General features: G+C 54.1%; 17 protein-coding genes. 10 read left to right on the top strand and 7 right to left on the bottom strand.

Annotation, left to right across the window (positions count from 1 at the left end):
- Positions 1-134 precede the first annotated feature (134 nt).
- The 4 genes from ACJY2G_RS15310 to nirB form a co-directional block, all read right to left on the bottom strand.
- Positions 135-1,301 carry a collagen-like triple helix repeat-containing protein gene (locus ACJY2G_RS15310; RefSeq protein WP_430320404.1) on the bottom strand — a complete coding sequence of 389 codons (1,167 nt, stop codon included), beginning with the start codon at positions 1,299-1,301 and terminating at the stop codon, positions 135-137.
- Between the two features lie 239 nt (positions 1,302-1,540).
- The gene (cysG, locus tag ACJY2G_RS15305; RefSeq protein ID WP_430320403.1) at positions 1,541-2,923 is read right to left on the bottom strand and encodes a siroheme synthase CysG; all 1,383 of its coding nucleotides are present in this window, start codon (positions 2,921-2,923) and stop codon (positions 1,541-1,543) included.
- A gap of 104 nt (positions 2,924-3,027) precedes the next feature.
- Positions 3,028-3,378: a nitrite reductase small subunit NirD gene (gene nirD / locus ACJY2G_RS15300; protein ID WP_430320402.1), complete on the bottom strand. Its 351-nt coding sequence runs from the start codon at positions 3,376-3,378 to the stop codon at positions 3,028-3,030.
- Positions 3,375-5,930, bottom strand: a complete 2,556-nt coding sequence (nirB, locus tag ACJY2G_RS15295) for a nitrite reductase large subunit NirB (protein WP_120162595.1) — start codon at positions 5,928-5,930, stop codon at positions 3,375-3,377. Before nirB ends, nirD begins: the two co-directional genes overlap by 4 nt.
- A 222-nt stretch (positions 5,931-6,152) precedes the next feature.
- On the opposite strand from nirB, the gene ACJY2G_RS15290 reads away from it, so the two are divergent.
- The 8 genes from ACJY2G_RS15290 to argD all read left to right on the top strand — a co-directional run bounded on the left by ACJY2G_RS15290 (position 6,153) and on the right by argD (position 14,152).
- Positions 6,153-7,436, top strand: coding sequence for a cytosine deaminase (locus ACJY2G_RS15290; RefSeq protein ID WP_113877175.1), 1,284 nt, complete (start codon positions 6,153-6,155; stop codon positions 7,434-7,436).
- Between the two features lie 144 nt (positions 7,437-7,580).
- Complete coding sequence (gene ppiA / locus ACJY2G_RS15285; RefSeq protein WP_112288623.1) at positions 7,581-8,147, top strand: peptidylprolyl isomerase A; 567 nt, start codon at positions 7,581-7,583, stop codon at positions 8,145-8,147.
- 154 nt (positions 8,148-8,301) lie between these two features.
- Positions 8,302-9,825 carry a helicase HerA-like domain-containing protein gene (locus ACJY2G_RS15280; RefSeq protein WP_430320401.1) on the top strand — a complete coding sequence of 508 codons (1,524 nt, stop codon included), beginning with the start codon at positions 8,302-8,304 and terminating at the stop codon, positions 9,823-9,825.
- 244 nt (positions 9,826-10,069) lie between these two features.
- On the top strand, positions 10,070-11,275 hold the full coding sequence (locus tag ACJY2G_RS15275; protein ID WP_120162592.1) for an aldose 1-epimerase family protein: 1,206 nt from the start codon (positions 10,070-10,072) through the stop codon (positions 11,273-11,275).
- Positions 11,276-11,371: 96 nt separating this feature from the next.
- Positions 11,372-11,542, top strand: coding sequence for a YhfG family protein (locus tag ACJY2G_RS15270; protein ID WP_112288617.1), 171 nt, complete (start codon positions 11,372-11,374; stop codon positions 11,540-11,542).
- Positions 11,532-12,134: a putative adenosine monophosphate-protein transferase Fic gene (locus ACJY2G_RS15265; protein ID WP_113877171.1), complete on the top strand. Its 603-nt coding sequence runs from the start codon at positions 11,532-11,534 to the stop codon at positions 12,132-12,134. Before ACJY2G_RS15270 ends, ACJY2G_RS15265 begins: the two co-directional genes overlap by 11 nt.
- 90 nt (positions 12,135-12,224) lie before the next feature.
- Complete coding sequence (locus tag ACJY2G_RS15260; RefSeq protein WP_159281917.1) at positions 12,225-12,800, top strand: aminodeoxychorismate synthase component II; 576 nt, start codon at positions 12,225-12,227, stop codon at positions 12,798-12,800.
- A 134-nt stretch (positions 12,801-12,934) separates the two neighbouring features.
- Positions 12,935-14,152, top strand: a complete 1,218-nt coding sequence (gene argD, locus ACJY2G_RS15255) for a bifunctional acetylornithine/succinyldiaminopimelate transaminase (RefSeq protein ID WP_430320400.1) — start codon at positions 12,935-12,937, stop codon at positions 14,150-14,152.
- Positions 14,153-14,791: 639 nt separating this feature from the next.
- Here argD and ACJY2G_RS15250 read toward each other — a convergent pair.
- Both ACJY2G_RS15250 and crp read right to left on the bottom strand, forming a co-directional pair.
- The gene (locus tag ACJY2G_RS15250; RefSeq protein WP_430320399.1) at positions 14,792-16,867 is read right to left on the bottom strand and encodes a YccS/YhfK family putative transporter; all 2,076 of its coding nucleotides are present in this window, start codon (positions 16,865-16,867) and stop codon (positions 14,792-14,794) included.
- Between the two features lie 61 nt (positions 16,868-16,928).
- Positions 16,929-17,561, bottom strand: coding sequence for a cAMP-activated global transcriptional regulator CRP (gene crp, locus ACJY2G_RS15245; protein WP_013573634.1), 633 nt, complete (start codon positions 17,559-17,561; stop codon positions 16,929-16,931).
- A gap of 362 nt (positions 17,562-17,923) precedes the next feature.
- Between crp and ACJY2G_RS15240 the strand changes: the two genes are divergently transcribed.
- Entirely contained in the window at positions 17,924-18,331 is a 408-nt protein-coding gene (locus ACJY2G_RS15240; protein ID WP_112288612.1) for an OsmC family protein, read from the top strand.
- A gap of 1 nt (position 18,332) precedes the next feature.
- Here ACJY2G_RS15240 and ACJY2G_RS15235 read toward each other — a convergent pair whose 3' ends face one another.
- The gene (locus ACJY2G_RS15235; RefSeq protein ID WP_129637642.1) at positions 18,333-19,244 is read right to left on the bottom strand and encodes a LysR substrate-binding domain-containing protein; all 912 of its coding nucleotides are present in this window, start codon (positions 19,242-19,244) and stop codon (positions 18,333-18,335) included.
- Positions 19,245-19,437: 193 nt separating this feature from the next.
- On the opposite strand from ACJY2G_RS15235, the gene ACJY2G_RS15230 reads away from it, so the two are divergent.
- A complete protein-coding gene (locus tag ACJY2G_RS15230; RefSeq protein ID WP_430320398.1) occupies positions 19,438-20,628 on the top strand; it encodes an MFS transporter in 1,191 nt (396 codons plus the stop codon).
- The last annotated feature ends 13 nt before the right edge of the window (positions 20,629-20,641 follow it).

Raw genomic sequence — 20,641 nt, 5'->3', positions numbered from 1 at the left:
TTCCTTTGAACGCACAGGCAAATGTTGGAACCCGGTGAATCAAGCCCGCTCTGCGCAGGAAACCGGAGAGCGGGCTTTTTTACAGCTGAAGATAACAACGACAGATTTATAGCTAAAGATTTACCACATCAGACTTATGGGGTTGTTTTGACTTTCAGACCCAGTCCTCCTGTGAGGCCGCCGACGGTGGTGCCCACGCCAGCAAGTAATCCTCCTGATTGTGAAGCCGATGCTCCTGCTCCGGCTGAGATGCTGCCGGAATTACTGGCGGTTGTCGTGGTGGTGCTGCTCGCCGGAACCAGGATCGTGCCGGTTTTAGAAACGGCCTGTCCGGTATCCGTCACCGTTGTCCCCAGACCGGCTAGTGCTGGCGTGCTGGTGGAAAGTTGTGTACCTGCGCCACTCACGGTGGTGCCGACCTGATTCAGCAAGCCGTTAACCGGTGCGCCCAGTCCTGTGGCACCGCCCACGGTTTGAGTAGTGCCCTGAACCTTGGCGACAACGGGGGTGACGATGCCGGTGGCGGCAGTGGTTACATTGGAGAGTGAGCCGGTCTGCACATTCGCGGCTAATCCGTTACCCGTGGTGGTGACCACTTTCCCGACATTATCCACCAGACCGCCTGCGGCTGATGTCACGCCACTGGCTGGTGTTCCGGTGGTGTTTGCTGCCAGAGAAGTACCCAGTCCGGAAACGCCGGTGCCTAAATCAGCCACGGCAACAGGTACACCGGCGACAGTGGTGCCTGTTGCATTCGGATTGGTGCCGAGTTGTCCGACACCGTTTTGCACGCCGCTGCCGACGGCAGTTACGGCTTTACCGGTGCTGTCGATGATGGTCACGACGCCGGTACCGGCGACAGGAATATTACTGACTGGCGTCTGAGTTGCGATGCTGCTGACTTGCGTCCCTACACCGCTCACCGCACCGCCCGCACTGCTCAGGATGGTGCCCGTCGCGAGGGTTGTTGATGGTGTTGTTCCGGTCCCTGTTCCGGTTCCAGTCCCCGTTCCTGTGCCTGTGCCTGTTCCGGTACCCGTTCCGCTTCCATTCCCCGCAGTAGTTGTGCCATCACCTGTAGTGGTGGTCCCTGTCCCTGTACTGGTGCCGGTTCCTGCGGTAGTGGTTCCGTCACTGCCTGAAGTCGTTCCATCGCCGGTTGTTGCCGATCCGGTCGTGGATGTTTTTGCCGTATGAGAAGAACCGCCGCCGCCACTGCCGCTACAGGCAGCCAGTGACAGGGCGACTAAGATTGCCAGAGCAACCTTGTTAACATGACCAACATGAATGGTATGGCGCATGATTTGACCCTCCACGGGAGATTACGCCACAGTTGGCGTAATTAAAGTTTAAGGTTAAGATTCTGAATATTCCATTTGGGTGGGGTGATTATTTTGAATTGCGATCGCGAAAAGTGAGATAACAAGAATTATATTCTGTTATAAGATTTATCTTATAAGTGGAGGGCGAGAAGTGAATCTGAATTCACTTCTCTGAATTGATTAATAAAATAAATGGAGATTTTTTGAGCAGAAGGGCGTTACAGACGGGTTTCGCTGGCAAACCAGTTCAGTTTCTGACGCAAACTCACTACGGTACCTACAATAATCAAACTCGGGCTCTGTACCTGTGTCGCCAGATTACCGAGCTCAGTGAGAATGCCGGTGACCACGCGCTGCGCCTGGCTGGTGCCGTTTTCGACCAGTGCCACAGGCGTTTCTGCCGGCAACCCGTTTTCCAGCAGACGGCGCTGGATCTCAGAGGCCTGGGTCAGCCCCATATAAAACACCAGCGTTTGCTGACTCTGAGCCAGACAGGCCCAGTCTAAAACGCCATCCTGCTTTGCATGACCGGTGATGAGCCGCACGCTTTGCGCGTGATCGCGATGGGTCAGCGGAATGCCGCTATAGGCAGAGCACCCGGATGCCGCCGTGATACCCGGTACCACGGAAAATGCGATACCCGCGGCTTTCAGTGCTTCCAGTTCTTCGCCGCCACGGCCAAAGATAAAGGGATCGCCGCCTTTTAGCCGGACAACGCGTTTGCCCATTTGCGCCTGTTCCAGCAGGATTTCGTTGATACGTTCCTGCGGCACACAATGATGCCCGGCGCGTTTGCCGACAAAAATACGCTCGGCGTCACGACGTATCAGATTCATCACACCGTCGGAAACCAGCCGGTCGTAAACCACCACATCGGCCAGTTGCATCTGCTGCAAACCTTTCAATGTCAGCAATCCTGCATCGCCCGGCCCGGCGCCGACCAGAATGACTTCGCCGTGTTTATCGACCGGTTCGCTGAACAGTTCTTCGAGATATTGCCCGCTTTGTGCCTCGTCATTATTCGCCAGCGACTGCGCCAGACGATGATGATTGAACAGCTTTTCCCACCAGCGGCGGCGCTCAGAGGCATCGGTAAAGTGCGTTTTCACGCGAGCCCGCAATCCGCCCGCCACCTGTGCCAGTTTGCCCAGATGTTGCGGCAAAATGGATTCCAGACGTTCACGCAGCAAACGCGCCAGCACCGGGGCATTGCCGCCGGAAGACACCGCGATCATCAGCGGTGAACGGTCGATGATCGACGGCATGATTACGCTGGCGCTTTCAGGGGCATCGACCACATTACAGAATACGCGGCGATGTTCAGCGGCCTCGCTGACTTCCTGATTCACTAAGTCTGAATCGGTCGCGGCGATCACCAGCCATTTCTCATCAACCAGCAACGGGGAAAATTCGCCTTTCAGCAGCCGGACTTTGCCTTCCTCAGCCCAGATCTGAAACTGCGACGTGAAGGTGAGGGCGTTAACCGTCAGTTTTGCACCGGCATCCAGCAGCAGGCGCGCTTTACGTTCAGCCACGTCACCGGCACCGACCAGCAAACAGGCTCTGTTTTTTAACTGACAAAAAAGGGGCAGGTAATCCATAGATAATCTTCTCTGAGATGGCGCGCTTTGATACGGCGTTCTTTTAACGACATTCTTTTAAATATGAACAACGCCGCCCGGAGGCGGCGTGGAAAGCGCGGAGTTTAGCTGGTTTGCGCCTGAAGACTGGCGGTATTCAGTTCAACATTGCCGTCGCGGACACGCACGTCGTAGGCGGAAATTGAATGCGCTTCATCTTCCATACAAAGGCCGTCTGTCAGGCGAAAATGTTGTTTTTTCAGCGGACTGGCGACCCAGAGTTCGCCCTGATGTTCGGCGATAATCCCGCGTGACAGCACGCTGGCCTGCGCGAACGGGTCGACATTCGACAGCGCAAAAATCTGCTCGCCGGCATACGGACGGAACAGCGCGATTTGCTGATCGTCCGCCAGTGCGCAAACGCCGCAACCTGGCAGGATCTGATCGACAGAACAAAGCGTTAACCACTGGCTCATAATACTTCCTCCCCGTCAGCGATTTGTGTCACCGGAATACGCTCGTCCGGACGCGCCGGACGATGCTGCTGACGTTCACCGACGAACTGCACATTCGGGTCGCGCTGGCTGCTGTTGATAAAGTGGGTAAAGCGGGTTTGCGCCGCCGGGTCATTCAGCGTTTCCTGCCACTCGCAAACCGCGGATCCCCGCAGGCGCGACAGTTCGGCTTCCAGCTGATCGTTTAACCCCAGTTTGTTATCGATGATGACTTTACGCAGGTAGTCGATGCCGCCTTCGAGGTTGTCCATCCAGACTGACGTACGTTGCAACTTATCGGCGGTGCGGATGTAGAACATCATGAAGCGGTCGAGGTAACGCAACAGGGTATCGTTATCCAGATCGGCGGCCAGTAAATCGCCATGACGAGGTTTCATGCCGCCGTTACCGCAGACGTACAGGTTCCAGCCATTTTCCGTCGCGATAATCCCGACATCCTTGCCCTGCGCTTCAGAACATTCACGGGTACAGCCGGACACGCCGAACTTCATTTTATGCGGCGTACGGATGCCTTTGTAGCGGTTTTCCAGGCTGATGCCGAAACCGAGGCTGTCGCCCACGCCGTAACGGCACCAGGTGCTGCCGACGCAGGTTTTCGCCATACGCAACGCTTTGGCGTAGGCCTGACCGGTTTCGAATCCGGCGTTGATCAGTTTCTGCCAGATGGCCGGTAAATCGTCTTTCTGCGCGCCAAACATGCCGATGCGCTGCGAGCCGGTGATCTTGGTGTAGAGGTTATATTCCGCGGCGATTTCGCCAATCGCCTGCAACCCTTGCGGCGTGATTTCACCGCCCGGCGAGCGCGGGATCACGGAATAGGTGCCGTCTTTTTGCATGTTGGCGAGGAACACATCATTGGTGTCCTGCAACGGCGTGTGCTGTGGCTTGAGCACGTAATCGTTCCAGCACGACGCCAGCAGCGAGCCGACGGTCGGTTTACACACTTCGCAGCCGTAGCCTTTGCCGTACTTATTCAGCAAATCATCGTACGAACGGATGCCTTCAACGCGGATCAGGTGATAAAGCTCCTGACGTGAATAGGCGAAGTGCTCGCACAGGTGATGGTTAACTTCGATGCCCTGCTTGCTCAGTTCAGCATTCAGCACCTGCGTCACCAGCGGAATACAGCCGCCGCAGCCGGTACCGGCTTTGGTTGCTGATTTCAGTGCCGCCACGGTATGACAACCGCCCTGAACGGCTTTGATGATGTCGCCTTTAGTGACGTCAAAGCAGGAGCAAATTTGCGCGCTTTCCGGCAAGGCATCGGTACCAATAACCGCACCGCCGCCGCTGCCTGCGTGAGCAGGTAAGATCAGCGCGTCCGGGTTTTCCGGCAACGGAATGCTGTTCAGCACCAGTTGCAGCAGATTGCCGTAATCGCTGGTATCGCCCACCAGCACCGCGCCGAGCAGTGTTTTATTGTCTTCGCTGACCACCAGACGTTTATAGAGCGCCTTGCTTTCATCGAGGTAAACGTAGCTGCGTGCGCCCGGTGTGCGTGCGTGCGCATCACCGATACCGGCCACATCTACGCCTAACAGTTTCAGTTTGGCGCTCATGTCTGCGCCGGTGAAGGCGTTATCGCGACCAAGTAAATGGTCGGCGGTGACCTGCGCCATTTTGTAGCCCGGCGCCACCAGACCGAAGGTGCGCTGATTCCACGACGCACATTCGCCGATAGCGTACACGTCCGGATCGCTGGTCTGGCACTGATCGTTAATCACGATGCCACCGCGCGGGGCGATGTCTAAATCACACTGGCGCGCCAGTTTATCCTGCGGGCGGATACCGGTAGAGAACACGATGAAATCGACTTCGAGGAAAGTGCCGTCGGCGAATTCCATCGTCTTACGGGCAGACGTGCCGCCCTGAACAATCTGCTTGGTATTTTTGGCGGTATGAACCTGCACACCCATGCTTTCGATTTTCTGGCGCAGCTGGCTGCCGCCCATGACATCTAGCTGTTCGGCCATCAGACCGGGTGCAAATTCAACTACATGCGTTTCAACGCCGAGGTTTTTCAACGCGCCGGCGGCTTCGAGGCCAAGCAAACCACCGCCGACCACTGCCCCGCGTTTGCTGCGACGGGCGCAGGATTCAATCGCGTGTAGATCTTCAATGGTGCGGTAAACAAAGCAATCCTGACCGTCAGAGCCAGTGATCGGCGGAACCCATGGGTAGGAACCGGTCGCGATAATCAGTTTGTCGTAATACACCGTCCGGCCGCTGCTGGAATGAATGACTTTTTCCTGGCGGTTGAGGGTAATGGCGCGTTCGCCAATCAGCACATTCACGTTGTGCTTTTCGTAAAACCCTTCACGAACCAGTGACAGTTCTTCGGCGGTATGATGTGAAAAATAGGAGGAAAGATGGACGCGGTCATAGGCCACGCGCGGCTCTTCACATAGTACCGTGATGTCGAACTGACCCGGTTCTGCTTTATCCAGTAAGTCTTCGATAAAGCGATGGCCGACCATGCCGTTGCCAATAATCGCGAGTCTGACTTTGCTCATAATTGCCTCAATTTTGATTTTCTGAGGCTAAACATAACGCGCGCGTAACAGGGGGTATTGATGCAAATCAAGCCGCTCCCAATATACTCCTTAGGAGGTATTTGGCTGATTTCATTGGGTTTTTATGTAACCTTTCGATTTATAAACACTTTCAGGCTATTGTTCTAAGATTGGCTATAACATCACTGATGATGAAGTCTTTCTAAAACGATGAGGTAACGCGTGACCAAAACTCCTTTGCGTACCATTAAAAATGTACGCCTGCCGGACCGGGAAGGGTTGTGGCAGATAGATATCGATGACGGTGTCATTCGCCATATCACTTCGCAGCTTGATAATGCCGATTACGGCGAACATATCCTGGACGCGGAAGGCGGGCTGGCAATACCTCCTTTTATCGAGCCGCATATTCATCTCGATACTACGCAGACCGCCGGTCAGCCAGCGTGGAATCAGTCCGGTACATTATTTGAAGGCATTGAACGCTGGGCGGAACGCAAAGCGTTGTTGTCGCATGAGGACGTCAAACAGCGCGCATGGCAGACGCTGAAATGGCAAATCGCCAACGGCATTCAGCATGTGCGTACACATGTTGATGTTTCCGACCCGACGCTCACCGCGCTGAAAGCGATGCTCGAAGTGAAAGCCGAAGTTGCCCCGTGGGTGACACTGCAAATTGTGGCGTTCCCGCAGGAAGGCATTATGTCTTACCCGAATGGCGAAGCCCTGCTGGAAGAGGCGCTGAAGCTGGGTGCGGATGTGGTCGGCGCTATCCCTCATTTTGAATTCACCCGCGAATACGGCGTGGAATCTCTGCACAAAACTTTCGCGCTGGCGAAAAAATACCATGCGCTTATCGACGTGCATTGCGATGAAATTGACGATGAACAATCGCGTTTTGTCGAAACCGTCGCAGCACTCGCGCTGCGGGAAAACATGGGCGCACGCGTCACCGCCAGCCACACGACGGCGATGCATTCCTACAACGGCGCTTACACCTCGCGCTTATTCCGCCTGCTGAAGATGTCGGGGATTAACTTTGTCGCCAATCCGCTGGTGAATATTCATCTGCAGGGACGGTTTGATACCTATCCGAAACGCCGCGGCATTACGCGGGTCAAAGAGATGCTCGATGCTGGCATAAACGTCTGTTTTGGTCATGACGATGTGTTTGACCCGTGGTATCCGCTGGGGACTGCCAGTATGTTGCAGGTGCTGCACATGGGGCTGCATGTTTGCCAGCTGATGGGTTATCAGCAAATTGATGACGGGCTGAAGCTGATTACGACTTACAGCGCGCGCACCATGAATCTGGACGGTTATGGTCTGGAAAGTGGTAACGCCGCCAGTCTGGTGATCCTGCCAGCAGAAAGCGGATTTGATGCGCTACGCAGGCAAGTCCCTGTGCGCTATTCCATCCGGCAGGGCTCGGTGATAGCCGAAACTCAGCCTGCGAAAACGACGATCCATCTTGATAAAGATTATCCCGTTAATTTCAACAGCTAACCGCTGAGAAAACGATAGTAACAATTTGAAATATCTGAAAAAGTTGCTATGAAGCGTAAATAACCGTAAAGGTCTGGCGCTGAGCGTAAAGGCTCTTTAGAATCAGTGGGATCTGTTGTTTGTACTTTCAAGAAAGGAATTGTCATGTTTAAACGTACTTTGGTGGCCTTAACTGCGCTGCTTTCCCTGACTGCAATAACGCCGGCTTTTGCTGCTGGTCAAACCCACGTCATGCTGACCACTTCAGCAGGGAATATCGAACTGGAACTCGACAGTGCTAAAGCACCGGTTTCTGTGAAGAATTTCGTTGATTACGCCCAGAGCGGATATTACAACAACACCATTTTCCACCGCGTGATCCCGGGCTTTATGGTTCAGGGCGGCGGTTTTACTGCTGATATGCAGCAGAAAGCGACGAAAGAACCGATCAAGAACGAAGCCGACAACGGTCTGCGTAACCTGCGTGGTACTGTCGCGATGGCGCGTACTGCTGACAAAGACAGCGCAACCAGCCAGTTCTTCATCAATGTAGCGGATAACGCCTTCCTGGATCACGGTCAGCGTGATTTCGGCTATGCCGTATTCGGTAAAGTCATCAAAGGCATGGACGTGGTAGACAAAATGTCACAGGTGAAAACGGACAACGTCGGGCCTTACCAGAACGTGCCGACCACGCCGATTGTGATTTTGTCTGCGAAAGTGCTGCCTTAATTTCTCAGCCTTTCCGTTCCTTTCTGCAGTACAAGATCAAGCCTCCGCCAGCCGGGGGCTTTTTCTTGCCCATTTGACGCTCCTTTCTTGACGCCCATCCCGCCGACTAATAGGTTTTAAGGAACGCCCTGCGTCCACTTTCAAGGAAAATGAAATGAGTGAAGCCCGTCTGATTGCAAAAGCCATGAATGAAGGTAAACCGGTGCAGGATCTGGTGATCCTCCCCGCGCTGGCCAACCGCCACGGACTCATTACCGGCGCGACCGGTACCGGCAAAACGGTCACGTTGCAGAGAATGGCCGAACAGTTTTCCCGCATCGGCATTCCGGTATTCCTGGCGGATGTGAAAGGGGATTTATCCGGTATTGGCGCAGAAGGCGTACCGTCGGAAAAACTCACCGCGCGGCTAAATAATATCGGTGTGACGGACTGGCAACCGCAAGCGTGCAGCATTATTCCGTGGGATATTTTCGGAGAAAAAGGCCATCCGATCCGTGCGACGATTTCTGATCTGGGGCCGTTGCTTCTGGCGCGATTACTTGATCTCAATGAAGTGCAAAGCGGCGTATTACAACTGGTCTTTAAGATTGCCGACGACAATGGCCTGTTGTTGCTCGACATGAAAGATTTGCGTGCCATGGTGCAGTTTACCGGTGATAACGCGAAACAATTCCAGACGCAGTACGGCAATATTTCCTCTGCCTCCATTGGTGCCATCCAGCGCGGACTGCTGACGCTGGAAGGTCAGGGTGCCAACCAGTTCTTTGGCGAGCCGATGCTGGATATCAACGACCTGATGAAAACCGATAAAAACGGCCATGGCATTATTAATTTACTGGCCGCTGATAAGCTCATCAACCAGCCGAAGCTCTATTCTGTTTTCCTGTTGTGGCTGCTGGCAGAACTGTTCGAGCATCTGCCGGAAGTCGGTGACCCGGAGCAGCCGAAACTAGTGTTCTTCTTCGATGAAGCGCATTTACTGTTTAACGATGCGCCGCAGGCTTTGCTGACTAAAATCGAGCAGGTGGTGCGCCTGATCCGCTCCAAAGGCGTGGGGATTTATTTTGTCACGCAGAATCCGCTGGATATTCCCGACAGCGTGCTCGGGCAGCTGGGCAACCGCGTGCAGCACGCCCTGCGCGCTTTCACGCCGCGTGATCAAAAAGCAGTGAAAGCGGCAGCGCAAACTCTGCGGGCGAATCCGGCTTTCGATGCTGAAACGGCCATTACCGAGCTGGGCGTTGGCGAAGCGCTGGTGTCATTCCTCGATGAAAAGGGACGTCCGGAGGTGGTGCAGCGTGCGATGGTGATCGCCCCGGAATCCAAAATGGGCATGCTGGGCGACGATGAACGCAACAAAGCGATTAATCAGTCTCCGTTGTATGGCCGCTATGAAGACAGCATTGACCGCGAATCCGCTTACGAGAAAATCACCGCGCAAGGCTTTGGCACCGTCGCTGCGCCGCAACAAACGGGCACGCAGAAACCGGCAGAACAAACGCCTTCCGGCGGCGGGCTGCTGGGCGGCCTGAATGAAATCCTGTTTGGCAGTACCGGTCCGCGCGGGGGTAAACGCGACGGCGTGGTACAGGTCGCAGCCAAAAGCATGGCGCGCGATTTAGGGCGTCAGATCCTGCGCGGCGTACTCGGCTCGATTATGGGCGGAAGGAAAAAGTAATCACTGTTCTGCTTACGCACAAAAGCTGAAACGGATCAGCTTTTGTGCATTTAGTCCTGTCTGAGTTCTCATTTTCATCTGCAATTTTTTCTTTAATGCATGGCTTTTTGCGGAGTCCGGCACGTTACTGCCTGCGGTTCAGTATTAAAACCGCTCAACTTGAAGGCTGTCACGTTTTTAGGCTGTGTGGGTTTGTAGGCTGAATTGCTTTTGGGCTAAATCAATTCAGCAAAAAGGAGTTATTGTGAAAAAATTACTCGTTACCGGGATCGTCATGGGGCTTTTTTCGTGGCAGGCTGCCGCACAAACCATTGTGCTGACGGATGCTGAAGCCGGTACTGAACTGGGAAACTGGAAGACAGACAGTAAAAAGCTGAATATCGCAGGTCCGGATTTCAGCATCGAGCAGAAAGTGTTGCACGGGGGTAAACAGGAAGGGTCAAAAGTCATCACCATTACCAGCAAGGGGCTGACAATTGCGCTCAGCCCGACGCGGGGGATGGATTTGCTACACGTCACCGGCGATAACATCCGCTTAGGCTGGGATTCACCGGTTCAGGAAGTGGTCAATCCGGCGTATATCAACCTTGAAAGCCGTAACGGTGTGGGCTGGCTGGAAGGTTTCAATGAAATGATGGTGCGCTGCGGCTTTGAATGGACCGGACATCCGGTGACCGCAGACGGCATGATTTATACGCTGCACGGACGGGCGGGCAATACGCCAGCCTCGAAAGTGGAGGTTGAGATTGCCGACAAAGCCCCGTATGAAATCACCGTACGAGGCTTGCTGAAAGAAGACACCTTTAAGAAAGCCAGACTGGAAACCTGGACCGAGCTGCGTTACGTGCCCGGCAGCCATTCCTGGACTATCCACGACACCCTGACAAACCTGTCGGATTATCCGCACGACTACCAGATTATTTATCACAGTAACTTCGGTCAGCCGATCCTCGAAGCGGGCGCCCGTTTCATCGCGCCTCTGAAATCAATTTCACCGTTCAATGATTACGCCAAAAAAGGTTTAGCTGACTGGCAGACTTACGCCGGACCGACCAAAGGATTTGATGAGATGGTCTTTAATATGGTGCCGCTGGCAGATGCGCAGGGCAAAACCATTGCCGGTGTGGTGAATAAAGCGGGGAACAAAGGGGCATCCATTGAATTCGACACGCATCAGTTGCCGTTGCTGACACTATGGAAAAACACTGACACCCTGAAACAAGGTTACGTGACAGGCATCGAACCGGGCACCAACTATGCGTATCCGGTGACCATCGAGCGTAAACAAGGGCGCGTCAAACAGTTACAGCCTGGCCAGAGTACGGTGTTTGAGCTGAAATATTCACTTCTGCCTGATGCACAGGCAGTGAAGCAACTTGAGGAACGGGTGAAAACGCTGCAGGACACGCATAAAATCGATGTGAACGAGACGCCGATCGCTGTTGAATAATCCGAGTTTAGGGCGCTAAGGCTGGCGCCCTTTTTTCTCTGTCTATACTTAATCCCACAAGGTATGCGCCCGAATGGCGGTAACCAGGGAGGAAATATGGCGAAGAAACTGACACTCAGACAGCAGGAAAAACTCTTTCGCGAACGTCAGCGGCAGAATTTTCAGGCCAGCAGCGCGCTGGATGGCCTGGAGGTCGAAGTCGTGTCTCTGGATAACGAGAAAATCGCACAACGTCTGGCCGAACTGAGGGGGCACTATGAACGATAAACTCGTGGACGGTGCGGATCCTTATTATTATCCCGGCATCAATGTCCTGAAAAACTCTCTCGATATCCGTGAAGCTCACCGGCTGCAACAGGCTGAACTGGCCTTTACGGCGTTACGGGCGGCGGCGATGCCACTCGGCCCGGCGGTTATGGGCTTGCCACATCTGTGTGCCATTCACCTGTCGCTCTTTCAGGATATTTATCCGTGGGCAGGGGAGTTTCGTGAGATCGACATCTACAAGGACGATACCCAGTTCTGCCATTTCGGCTATATCGAAAATGAAGGCAACGCCCTGATGCAGGAGCTTGAGGAAGAGGAGTTTCTGGTCGGTTTACCGCTGGATAAGCTTGCCGAGCGGCTGGCTCACTATTATACCGGCCTGAATTTGTTGCATCCTTTTCGCGAGGGCAACGGGCGGGTGTTGAGGATTTTTGTCGAGCAGCTGGTTATCCACGCCGGGTATGACATCGACTGGTCCAGCATCAGCCGTGAACGCTGGCTGTCCGCCAATAAAACGGCGGTGTTTGGTGATGAAACCGATCTGGTCGCCATCTTCAATGAAGTGATCAGTGAAATCGATGACGAACATTGATGCGCAAGATCAGAGCGACAAAATACTGAAGCCTGTGCTGAAAAATGCGTAGAATTGCCCGGTAAATTTTTGACTTTTACCGGGAACGCTATGCTGCTGCTGATCGACAACTACGACTCCTTCACCTACAACCTTTATCAATATTTTTGCGAGCTGGGCGCTGAGGTGAAAGTGCTGCGTAACGATCAGCTGACGCTGACCGATATAGAGCAACTTGCTCCGTCGCATCTGGTGATTTCTCCCGGCCCCTGCACACCGGATCAGGCGGGTATTTCCCTGCAAGCCATCACGCATTTCTCCACCCGTTTGCCGATCCTCGGCGTGTGCCTCGGGCATCAGGCCATGGCGCAGGCGTTCGGCGCGAAAATCGTGCGGGCGCGTCAGGCTATCCACGGTAAAACATCGCCGGTGCGACATACCGGCCAGAGCGTATTTACCGGGCTGAATAATCCGCTGACTGTCACCCGCTACCATTCGCTGGTGGTGGCGCCCGAAACGCTGCCGGACTGTTTTGACGTCACCGCCTGGACAGAGCGCGACGGCGAGCGCGATGAAATCATGGGCATCATGCACAAAACCTTGCCGCTGCACGGGGTGCAGTTTCACCCGGAAAGCATTCTGAGCGAGCAGGGGCATCAGCTTCTGGATAATTTCCTTAAAATCTAACCGTTTAATTCCTCGTTAACATCGCTGCAAAAATTACTTACCCATCAGGTGCGATTTCTGTTTGCCTGTGTGTGATTTTTTATGCATATTTTATGATTATATTTTCACATCACTATCAGTAAGGGCGAAGGGTTATGGCAGAAAAATCAGCGGTAGATCGGGGTACGTTCGACAAAGTGATTTTGCCGGTTTATTCACCTGCGAAATTTATTCCTGTTAAAGGTAAAGGCAGTCGTGTCTGGGATCAGCAGGGCACCGAATACGTTGATTTCGCCGGTGGTATCGCGGTGACGGCGCTCGGGCATTGCCATCCGGCACTGGTAAAAGCGTTACACGAACAGGGCGAAACCCTGTGGCATGTCAGCAACGTGTTTACCAACGAACCCGCGCTGCGACTGGCTCAGAAGCTGATCGACGCGACCTTTGCAGACCGCGTATTTTTTGCCAACTCCGGCGCTGAAGCCAATGAAGCTGCTTTTAAACTGGCGCGTTATTACGCTTCCCATCGCCACAGCCCGTACAAAAGTAAGATCATTGCTTTCCATAACGCTTTCCATGGCCGCACATTGTTTACCGTTTCTGTCGGCGGTCAGCCAAAATATTCCGACGGCTTCGGCCCGAAACCGGCTGACATTGTCCACGTGCCGTTTAACGATCTGGACGCGGTAAAAGCGGTCATCGACGATCACACCTGTGCGATCGTTGTCGAACCCGTTCAGGGTGAAGGCGGAGTCACTCCGGCCACTAAAGAGTTCCTGCAAGGGCTGCGCGAGCTTTGCGATAAACATAATGCGCTGCTGGTACTGGACGAAGTACAAAGCGGCATGGGGCGCAGCGGTAAGTTGTTCAGCTATATGCATTACGGCGTGACGCCGGATATCCTGACCACCGCCAAAGCGCTGGGCGGCGGCTTCCCGGTTTCCGCCATGCTGGCAACCGAAGAAGTGGCCTCGGTGATGGAACCGGGCAAACACGGCACCACTTACGGCGGTAACCCGCTGGCCTGCGCCGTCGCTGAAGCCGCACTGGATATCATCAATACGCCAGACGTGCTGGCCGGTATCAACGAGCGTCGCGAGAAATTTATCAGCGCGCTGGAGGCCATCAATCAGAAATATCACATCTTCAGCGAGTTCCGCGGTCAGGGTTTGCTGATTGGCGCTGAGCTTTCCGACGCGTTTAAAAATCGTGCAGGCGAATTCCATGCCGCCGCCGCCGAATTCGGCCTGATGATGCTGGTCGCCGGACCGAACGTCATGCGGTTTGCGCCCTCGCTTGTTATCGACTTCGCGGATATTGAAGAGGGGATGGAAAGGTTTGAGAAAGCGGTGGGGAAAGTTTGTGGGGGGTGAGCCCCACGGCCCTATCTTTGCAACTGACTGAGTAAATTTCGGTTTTTCAATAACGGTTATCACAAGGCCTTGTGCGCCGAAACCGAGCAGAGGGGAAAGGCTTTTCCCCTCTGCACTCCCCTCGCTTTTTTACTGCGCGCTGCCGCAGGCATGACGGACATGTGCTGGTGCATTCGTGGGTGGCGCAAAATGTCATCGCTAAGCGATTCCCGAATTTCAGGCTTCGAGCCTCTGGTCTCGAACCGTTCATTCGGTGCCATTTTTGAGCACGCCAATCAACTTATCTAAAAGATAAAAAACAGTCTGCCGTTGAATTTGAGATCCTGCGGGCGATTCAGAAATCTTGCCGAACGGAGCGGCCTGAAGACCCAGGGCTTCAGGACCGGGAGAGGGAACCGCGCAGCGGCAAGATTTCCAGCCTGTCGCAGCGGTTGCTGAAACATAGCCAGCGAGCGGAGCGCGTGTTGAAAAAGCGAGGAGGAATCCAAAGGAGGAAAAGCACTTTCTTCCTTTGGGCGGTTTCGGCGCAGCGCGTTAAGTGATCCCCGTACTTGAGAAACCGAAATATTCTCCGATTAGCTTTAAAAAGCAGTCTGGCTGCAAGCCAGTAAAACGGGGATTTGAAAGGGGCATTCCCCTTCACGCCTTCCGCGTCAACCAGATCCCATGATGTGGCCTCTGCTTCCACGCCAGTGACGAAATAGTATGCATCACGCTGAGATGTGAAATCACACGCCGCAGGTGGCGTTCCATCTCGGTCAGGGGCATATCAGGATGCAGTTCCGGTGCATTGATCAGCGTGTTCTCATTGCCCGGCCCGTCATAAAGCAGTCGCTGCTGACAACTTTGCAACGCAATTTCACAGGTCTGTAAATACTCCGTCGCCAGTTTCTCCGGCAGCATGTAATGCTCGCGGGCGAGAATGGTCATTGCGTTGATGTGCTCGACAATGAACTGGCTGTGCGTCACCCACAGGCGCATATCCGCCAGATAATGCGAGTTAAAGCCGGGCTCCTGCATGGCCTGATTCAGTGACGTGAAAAGCTTGTTGTGCGCCTGATTGACCTGCATGCGGGTGTAGGCAAGCTTCGAGGTATCCGGATTTTCCTCAAGCAGTAAGCGGATAGCATCCTGAAAGGTTTCCAGCGCCTGGTGCGCATTCTGGCGCAGTAATCCGCTTTGCCATTGCGGCCACAGCCAGATGGTGCCGCCGAACGCCAGGGCGCAGCCGATCAGCGTATCCACCAGCCGCGGTACCAGAAAATGCACGCCGTTCATCGCCAGCAGTTGCAGGGTATATACCGCCGTCACGGTCATGCCGACCATCGCCAGCCCGTAGTTTTTACGCAGCACGGTATACGACACCAGCGTGACGATCAGCATACACATCAGCGTGATGCCTTCGGGTAATTCCAGCTTCAGCAATCCGGCGGCAATCAGCAATCCGGCCAGCGTGCCCAGCGCACGGTGCTGGATACGCACGCGCGTGGCGTTATAACCGTTCTGGCTGACCAGCATGATGGTCAGCAAAATCCAGTAGGGCTTGGGCAGATTAAAGAACAGCCCCAGGCTGCTGCCAATCGCCAGAATGATCCCCAGACGGGCGGCATTGCGCAGGGCGACAGATTTGAAGGAAAGATAGCTTTTCAGCGCAGGCCAGAAGGGTAAACGCGGCTGAGTGTTCATCAGGTCACGTTTGTACAACGGGCGCTGTGTCCGCAGCAGGCGTGCAATGCGGCTGAAGTGGTAGTAGCAAAACTGGCCGACCGGGTTCTCAGGATTGCGCGCGGCGATTTTCTCCAGCGCGGCCAGCTCGTTGGCCATCGTAAACCGCGCGGATAAACGGTGATAAAGAATGTCGTCGGCGATGACCCGCAGACGGGCGGAAATCACCTGCGCATTACGGCGGATAACCGCTTCGGCGTGGCTTTCTTCCACCAGCTTCTGCACTTCTTCCGGCTGATGCAGGCTCACCGTGATGTGCTCCTGCAAATCAAGCGCGACCTGAAAACGCTGAAACAGTCTTTTATGGTGATGATGATGGCCGTGTTGCGGCAGCATGTGCAGTTGCTGATAGAGCAGGGCAATCAGGTCGATGACCTGCTGCTGGCGCGTCAGCAACGGGGGTAACGCGGTTTCAGGATCGGTGTGTTGCGTCAGCAGGCTGTATTTAGCTTCGAAGTAATCCGCGAGTTGCAGATAGAGCTGGCTGAGCGTTTCGCGCATCGGCTGTTCTTCCGATATGCGAAACCACGCCCAGTTAAATAATCCGTACCAGGCCGTACCGGCGGCGAAAAGCACCGGCGCCTGCCATATCGGGCGAACGCCGACCATACTCAGTGTAAAGATGGTCGCCACCAGCGCGCCGGGCAACAGCCGCGCATGCAACGGGCTGATTTCGCCGGTCACGCCAAGCAGTAATGCCAGCGACAACATGATGAGCGGCAGGGGAATGTGCCAGCTTTCCAGCATCACTTGCAACAGAATGCTGCTCACGGCAAAGAGCGTTCCGCCAATTATCAGGCGTTTGAAAAAGCGTTTATGCGGAGTATCGAGGCCCGCGACGTTGCAGCAGGCAGGACAAAGAGAGAACAGCAGCCCCATTTGCAGATTGCCGAACAACCAGCAGATACCAACGGGCAGGCACAACACCAGCGTCTGGCGCAGCGCGTAGTTAACTTCCGGATGGTAAAACAGTCTTCGCCATAGCGTCATGGATAAAGCTTAGCCCATAAAAAAGGCGCGACAGTATTCTGCCGCGCCGATTTTTAAGGGATTAACGTGTGCCGTAAACGACAATCGTTTTACCGTGTGCCGAGATCAGACTTTGATCTTCAAGCATTTTGAGAATACGTCCGACTGTTTCACGTGAACAACCGACGATTTGGCCGATTTCCTGACGGGTGATCTTGATTTGCATCCCGTCCGGATGGGTCATCGCATCAGGCTGTTTAGCCAGATTAAGGAGAGTTTGAGCGATACGCCCTGTTACGTCGAGGAAGGCCAGGTTGCCGACTTTCTCTGACGTCACTTGCAGACGGTTTGCCATCTGCGCGGAAAGACGCATCAGAATATCCGGGTTAACCTGAATCAGCTGGCGGAATTTTTTATAAGAAATTTCAGCCACTTCACAGGCAGTTTTTGCACGAACCCACGCACTACGTTCCTGACCTTCTTCGAAGAGTCCCAGCTCGCCGATGAAGTCACCTTGGTTAAGGTAGGACAGTATCATTTCTTTGCCTTCTTCATCCTTGATAAGGACAGCAACTGACCCTTTCACGATGTAGTAAAGCGTTTCGGCTTTTTCACCCTGGTGAATCAGCGTACTTTTAGAAGGATACTTATGTATATGACAGTGAGACAGGAACCATTCAAGAGTCGGGTCTGTTTGTGGCTTGCCGAGAACCATTTGCTATTATCCTCTGTTGTTATCGCTGCCCAAAATCACAGGGCTCAGAGTTCCCTGTACGGCACTTCATAAAAAAAGCGCCCTTTCAGCATATAACTCCCCAGAAATGCTGCAAGCGGGTGTCGGAGTGAAACAGCCTGATTATTGCCGTTATCACCGTGGGTTCTGTTCTTAAACCGCGAAAACCGTCACCGCAATTCACTGGAAAGTATGTTTCGGCTTTGTTTGTAGCACAGGTTTGCAATGCTGTCTTCTGTTGTCTCGCTTCAGCATGATGGCGATCGGGTTACGTTGCCAGATTTTAGGTGAAAGGGTACTCTGGGAGCGGAATTCGACGAGTTTATTCACCGGGAGAATAGTTCATGCACGCACGCGTAAAATGGGTAGAAGGGCTGACGTTTTTAGGCGAGTCAGCGTCAGGCCACCAGATTTCTATGGATGGTAATGCGGGCGATAAAGCACCCAGCCCGATGGAAATGCTGCTGATGTCCGCAGGCGGTTGCAGCGCGATTGATGTGGTGTCTATTTTGCAAAAAGGCCGTAATGACGTGCGTGATTGTGAAGTCAAGCTGACCTCACAACGCCGCGAAGAAGCGCCGCGCCTGTTCACGCACATCAATCTGCATTTTATCGTCACCGGTAAAGATCTCACCGATAAGATTGTCGAACGTGCCGTTAGCCTGTCTGCGGAAAAGTACTGCTCTGTGTCCCTGATGCTCGGCAAAGCGGCGACCATCACGCACAGCTTTGAAGTGATCAGCGTCGAATAAGTTACGACCAGTCATACGCGTGGCACTGGCTGCGCAATAAATCCAAAAATCGCCGCGCGGCAAACGTCAGCGGCGATTTTTGCGAGTAAAGCACGCAATATTCCGCCTGCGGCAGGGTATCGATATTGAGCACACTCAGCCTGTCCTGCAATCCGAACGGCGCTTTCATCGCCCGCGCCACAATGGTCAGATAATCAGACTGCAACACCATATTTAGCCCGCACACCACCGAATCTGTATGCACCGGCATTTCCGCTGCCGGCTGATGAAATCCTCCCATCGATACCCTGATTTGCTGGTAATACCCCATATCCGTTTCGGGCAACAGCCAGCGCGCATCCTGTAATTCCTCCAGAGTTGTGGAGCCTGCCAGCGGATGTCCACGCCGGGCGATAACGCAGAAAGGTGCGCTGAACAGTGGCTCACGTACCAGATCTTCCAGCGGAAATCCCGGCCCGGCGGTACCGACCGCGAAATCCAGTTTCCCTTCGCGCAGTGCAGGTAATAACGTGGAAAGTTGCCCTTCTTTGATCAGCAGTTTGGACTGCGGAAACTGCGTCTTAAATTCTCCTGCCAGTCCGGGAAAAACCGTCAGCGCCAGCAGCGATGAAAATCCAATGGCGACGGAGCCCTGCGAATATTGTTCGATCTGGCGAATTTCATCGGCGGCGCGCTCAAGCTCTTCGAGGATAAATTGCATACGCTGTGCAAATGCCCGCCCCGTTTCGGTCAGCGTCATCCCCTGATTGCCACGCACGATCAGCTGCGTATCGAGCGTTTGTTCCAGTTCACGCAATGTTCTGCTGACCGCCGGTTGTGACTGATTCAACGCCCGCGCCGCGCCGCGAATACTGCCGCTGCGGATAACCTGCTGGAATACCTTCAGTTGCTGCAATTTCGGCAAATAGCGCATCACGATCCCTATCAGTAAAAAGCATCACCCGCCCAAAAATTGCATCTTATGGTCACGCTGTAAAGCTGATAGCGTCAGGATCGCGAAAAATAATATGTTGTTATTCAGTTGATTACGTGATGCATGTCGCATTTTACGATTCATCCGGCAGTGAGAAAATCTGACGTGGTGATAACAAAAAGGGATATCCGCTATGAAAAGTCGTTCCCTGATGATCTTCCTGCTATTTGTCGGTTATGCCGTGGTGTATATCGATAAAACAGTGATGGGCTTTGCGCTGCTGCCCATCGAGCGCGAATTTAATCTGCAACCTGAACAGCTGGGGTATATCACCGGCATTTTCTTCCTGGCCTATTCGCTGTTTCAGATCCCTGCGGGCTGGCTGAATGACCGGTTCGGCTACAAAAAAGTGCTCGGCATGTCGCTGTTCTTGCTGGGCGGCTTCGCGCTGTGTTTCGGAACGCTGGGCCTCAGCCTGGGATTACTGGTCACGTTCCGGTTTCTCTCCGGCGTCGGCCATTCCGGCTATCCTGCGTCCTGCGCCAAAGCCGTAGTGTCTAATTTCGCAGTTGAGAAGCGAACCTTTGCGCAGTCGATTTTGCTGTCTTCCGCCGGACTGGCGATGACTGCCGGACCGCTGATTGCGGTTTACAGCCTGGATCATCTTGGCTGGCGCGGATCGTTCTCCATTCTCGGATTGCTGGCTTTTGCCATCGCCGTAGCGATTGTGATTTTTGTGCCCAATCCGCCGGAAGCACAAGCCCGTACCGGCGCGAAAACTGGTTATCGGGAGTTGCTGAAAAACCCGATTGTCCTGCTGCTGTTTGTCTCAATTTTCTGCATCAACATTCCGTCTTACGGCCTGATGGCGTGGTTGCCAAAATATCTGGTCCAGCAGCGCGGTATGTCACTCGACGTGTCAGGCATGGTGGTCGCGACCGGCGGGCTGGGTATCTGGATTTCTTCACTGGCAACCGGCTGGCTGGTCGGACGCTATATGCAGGGCAAAGAGCCGAAAGTGATTTTCTGCTGCGCACTGCTCAGTGCGTTGTGTATCTGGCTGGTGTTTACGTCGGCATCGGCGGTTACCGCCGGGTTGTTCCTGTTCCTCGGCTACGTTTTCCTGATGGCGTCCTTTGTGACCGTCTTTACGCTGCCGATGAAACGCCTGCCTTCTGACGTCATGGGCGCGGCGATGGGGATCATTAATACCGGCGGGACTCTCGGCGGATTTGTGGCGCCGATTGCGATGGGATATCTCATCACCGCCAGCCACGGTTACCTTTCTACATTTGTATTTCTGGCGCTGGCGATGGGGGTGGCCGGTCTGGCTATCCTGCCGCTGGCAATAAAACCTCGTGCGCCAATGCGCGATGTGGCTTAACTGAGGAGAAGAG

Origin of the sequence: Rahnella sp. ATs2 (genome assembly GCF_051851855.1) — a bacterium.
Lineage (GTDB): Bacteria > Pseudomonadota > Gammaproteobacteria > Enterobacterales > Enterobacteriaceae > Rahnella > Rahnella variigena.
The sequence above is the reverse complement of the archived record's forward strand: the minus strand, read 5'-3'. Positions and strand labels throughout refer to the sequence as shown.